The organism is Mycobacterium sp. TH-M106 (assembly GCF_057473765.1).
The window spans coordinates 1-4,220 of the sequence record NZ_JBYCLE010000381.1; the positions used below are offsets into that span (position 1 = coordinate 1).

General features: G+C 71.4%; 3 protein-coding genes and 1 pseudogene. All 4 read right to left on the reverse strand.

Going from position 1 to position 4,220, the window contains the following annotated elements; translation table 11 throughout:
• Window positions 1–539, reverse strand: a 539-nt coding sequence (locus AC2VOP_RS13635; RefSeq protein WP_486961464.1) for a bifunctional ornithine acetyltransferase/N-acetylglutamate synthase, incomplete at its 3' end; no start/stop codon positions are given.
• Window positions 494–1,553: pseudogene (gene argC, locus AC2VOP_RS13640) on the reverse strand (N-acetyl-gamma-glutamyl-phosphate reductase). The gene AC2VOP_RS13635 and the pseudogene argC, both read right to left, overlap by 46 nt.
• A 32-nt stretch (window positions 1,554–1,585) precedes the next feature.
• Window positions 1,586–4,093, reverse strand: coding sequence for a phenylalanine--tRNA ligase subunit beta (pheT, locus tag AC2VOP_RS13645; protein ID WP_486961465.1), 2,508 nt, complete (start codon window positions 4,091–4,093; stop codon window positions 1,586–1,588).
• A partial coding sequence (locus tag AC2VOP_RS13650) for a tRNA ligase subunit PheS family protein (RefSeq protein ID WP_486955160.1) occupies window positions 4,093–4,220 on the reverse strand: 128 nt, incomplete at its 5' end. The genes AC2VOP_RS13650 and pheT, both read right to left, overlap by 1 nt.

Here is a 4,220-nt window from a genome sequence, read left to right on the forward strand (position 1 = left end):
GGCGTGGTGTCGGTGGTCATGATGGCGCGCGCGGCCTGCTCGCCGCCGGTCAAGCCGCCGGCCATCTCGTGCACCAGATGCTTGACTCCGCTGAGGACCTTCTCCATCGGCAGCCGGTCGCCGATCAGCCCGGTCGAACAGACGGCGATGTCGACGGCCCCGGTGTCGGTGCCCCAGTCCGACAGCGCCGCGGCGACGGCCTCCGCGGTGACGTGGGTGTCTTGGAAACCAGCGGGTCCGGTGCAGGCGTTGGCGCCGCCGGAATTTAAGACCACCGCCCGCAGCCGTCCGGTGCTCAGCACCTGCTGAGTCCACAGCACCGGCGCGGCCTTGACCTGGTTTGCGGTGAACACCCCGGCGGCGGCGTAGTCGGGTCCCTCGTTGAACACCAGTGCCAGATCCAACGCTCCGGATGCCTTGATGCCGGCGGCGATTCCGGCAGCGCGGAAGCCCTCGGGCGCGGTGACGCCCTGGGTGCGCACCAGCCGCGGGCTCACGGCGCGACCCCCACCACCGACAAGCCGTCGGTCTCCGGCCAACCCAGTGCCAGGTTCATCGCCTGGATCGCCGCGCCACCGGTTCCTTTGACCAGGTTGTCGATCGCGGCGATCGCGATGAAGGTGGCGGCGTCTTTGTCCACCGCTACAGCCAGGTGTGCGGCGTTGCTGCCGATCACCGATCCGGTCTTCGGCAGCTGCCCTTCCGGCAGTAGGTGCACGAACGGCTCTGCGTGGTAAGCCTTTTCGTATGTGGCGCGCAGCTGTGATAGCGGCGCGATGGTGCGTGCTGTGCAGGTGGCCAGGATTCCCCGGGAAGCCGGGATGAGCACCGGGACGAACGCGACGCTGACGTCGCGATCGGTGACCGCGCGCAGCGCCTGGCTAATCTCGGGAGTGTGCCGGTGCACGCCGCCGATGTTGTAGGCCCGCGCCGAGCCGATCACCTCCGAGCCCAGCAGATCGGTCTTGGCGGCCCGGCCGGCCCCGGAGGTGCCGCTGACGGCGACCACTGTGACGGCGGGTTCGATGAGGTCCGCCGCGACCGCCGGCAGCAGCGCCAGCAGCGCCGCGGTCGGGTAACAGCCCGGCACCGCGATCCGGCGGGATTGCCGCAGCTGCTCCCGGGCGCCGGGCAGCTCAGCCAGCCCGTAGGGCCAGTTGCCGGCGTGTGCCGAGCCGTAGAAGCGCTGCCAGTCCGCGGCGTCGCTGAGCCGGAAGTCCGCGCCGCAGTCCACCACCAGCGTGTCGGTGCCAAGGTGTTCGGCCAGCACAGCTGAATGCCCGTGCGGAAGCGCCAGAAACACCACATCGTGGCCGGCCAGCACACCGGGCTCGGTCGGCTCCAGGGTACGGTGCGCTAGCGGCACCAGATGCGAATGCTGCTCGCCGATCGTGCTGCCGGCGCTGCTCGCGGCGGTCAGCGCGCCGATCACCAGCCGACCATCGGCGTAGGCCGGATGGCCCAGCAGCAGCCGCAGGATCTCACCGCCCGCGTAGCCGCTGGCACCAGCCACCGCCACCCGAATCACCTCGGTCACGGCGACGATTCTGCATGATTATTCGGTCAATTGCAATTCAATCAACTCTCAGCCCCGCAGCACGGCGCCGACCCGGTCGGCGGCGCATCGCACCGCGGCATCGCGGGCCGCGCTGGCCTCGTCCTCGGTCAGCGTGCGGTCCGGCGCGCGGAACCGCAGCGCGAACGCCAGTGACTTGTGACCCTCGCCGACCTGCGGGCCGGTGTAGACATCGAACAGCCGAGCGTCCTCCAACACGTCACCAGCCCCCTCGCGAACGGCGTCGAGCACCGCCTGCGCCGCGACACTGGATTGCACCACCAGGGCGACGTCCTGAAACACCGCCGGGAACACCGACACCCGCGGTGCCGGCAACGTCTCGACGATCGGGACAGCGTCCAGGTTCAACTCGGCCGCACAGGTGCCTTTCGGCAGACCGGATCGTTCGATCACCGCGGGATGCAGCTGGCCCGCATGCCCGATGACGGCCCCGTCGACCAGCACCTCGGCGCAGCGGCCCGGATGCCACGGCAGATGCTGCGCCGCCCGCAGCGTCACCTCGATTCCGCAGGCCCGGCCGATGATACGGGCTGCCTCGATGGCGTCGGCGGCCTCGACCAGCCTGCCGGGACCCCACGGACCGCGCGGTTCGGCCAGCCCGGTCGACGCGACGGCGATGTGTTGCGGCTGGCGCGGCAGCGCGGCGTCGAGTGCGGCGATCTCGGCGTCGGTGGGCCGGCGGTCCAGCGGGATTGCGTCGAAGCGCCTGGCCTGCCCGGTGGGCTGCGCCACGGGAGCGGTCGCGAACAGCGCGACGTCCACGATGCCGCGAGACACGTTGCGCCCCAAGGCCTCCAATAGCCCCGGCAGCAGCGTGGTCGCCAGTTGCGGCCGATCGGCCTCCAGTGGGTTGAGCACCTCGGTGACGGTCCGGCGCGGGTCGTCGACCGGCAGACCCCAGGCGTCGAAAACGCCGGCCGGAAGGAACGGCGTCGGCAGCACTTCGACGTAGCCGCTCAGTGCCAGCGATGTGCCGACGGCGCGTTGGCGGTGCTGGGCGGCGGTGAGTCCTCGGCCGGCCGGCGCCGACGGCAGCACCGCCGGGATGGTCTCCAGCCCCTGGAGCCGCAGCACCTCCTCGACCAGGTCGGCGGGTTGCCGCAGGTCGGGACGCCAGCTCGGCGGGGTGACGGTCAGGGTGTCCGAACCGTCGACCGCGCAACCGATCTGGGTGAGCCGGCGGGCGGTGGTGCCCTCCGGGTAGCTCACCCCGGCGGTGCGGTCGGGCAGGTCGACGGCGATCCGGATCGGCGACCCTGCCCAATCGGCGACCGAGTCGCCACGCGGCGGGTCGCCGCGCCAGTCGGTCAACATCGGCGCGACCGTGCCGTCAGCGATCTCGGCCAGCAGCGCGGCGCAGCGATCCAGCGCGGCCACCGAGATGGCCGGGTCCACCGCCCGCTCGTAGCGGCGGGCCGCTTCGCTGGGCAGGTGCAGCCGCCGAGCGGTGCGCGACACCGCGGCCGGATCCCAGACCGCGGCCTCCAGCAGCACGTCGGTGGAGTCGCCGCGCATCTCGGTGCTGCCGGACCCCATCACCCCGCCGATCGCGGCGGTTGCGACGTCGTCGACGATCAGCACATCGGCTGGGTCCAGTCGGCGTTCGACGTCGTCGAGGGTGACGACGGTCTCGCCGGGCCGGGCGAATCGCACGTGCAACCCGCCGCGGATCCGGCCCCGGTCGTGGGCGTGCATCGGGTGACCGAGTTCGAGCATGACGTAGTTGGTGGCGTCGACGGCCGCCGAGATCGCCCGGATGCCGCAGAGCAGCAGCCGCCGCTGCAGCCACCACGGCGAGACCGCGCCCGCGTCGATCCCGGTGACCGGGCGCAGCGCGAACCGGCGTACCCCCGTTTCCGGTTGCACGGTCAGCGGCCAGGCCTCGCCCTCGGTGGGCAGCTCTGGCACCGCCGCGGGATCGGCGAAGTCCAGGTCGTAGGCGCAGGCGATCTCGCGGGCGAGCCCGCGCACCGACATGCAGTAACCCCGGTCGGGGGTGATGGCCAGCTCGAACACCGCGTCGTCGAGGCCCAGCACCTGCGCGGCGTCGGCCCCTGGCTCGGCGGTTGCCGGCGGCAGCACCAGGATGCCGGAATGGTTCCCGAAACCACCTATGCCCAAACGAAGTTCGGCCGCGGAGCAGATCATCCCGTCGGAGGTGCGACCGTAGGTCTTCCGGCTGGCGATGGTGAAATCGCCGGGAAGCACAGCGCCGGGCAGCGCCACCGCCACCAGATCACCTGCTGTGAAATTGGTGGCGCCGCAGACGATCTCCCGCGGCTTCTCTTCGCCGACGTCGACTCGGCAGGCGCGGATCGGTTTTTTGAAGCCGGTGAGTTCCTCGATCTCGGTCACCTGCCCGACGGCCAGCGGCCCGCTGACCGGCCCGAGCCGGGTCACGTCGTCGACCTCGTGGCCGATGCGGATCAGCGTCTGCGCCAGCTCGTCGGGCGACACGTCCCAGCCGGGTGCACCGGCGGTGACCACCTCACGCAGCCAGCTGTACGGGACCCGCATCAGGCCCCGGCCCCGAACGGCCCGAACGCCAGGGAGAACCGCACGTCGCCTTCGACCATGTCGCGCATGTCCGGTATGCCGTTGCGGAACTGCAGGGTGCGTTCCAGGCCCATGCCGAACGCGAAAC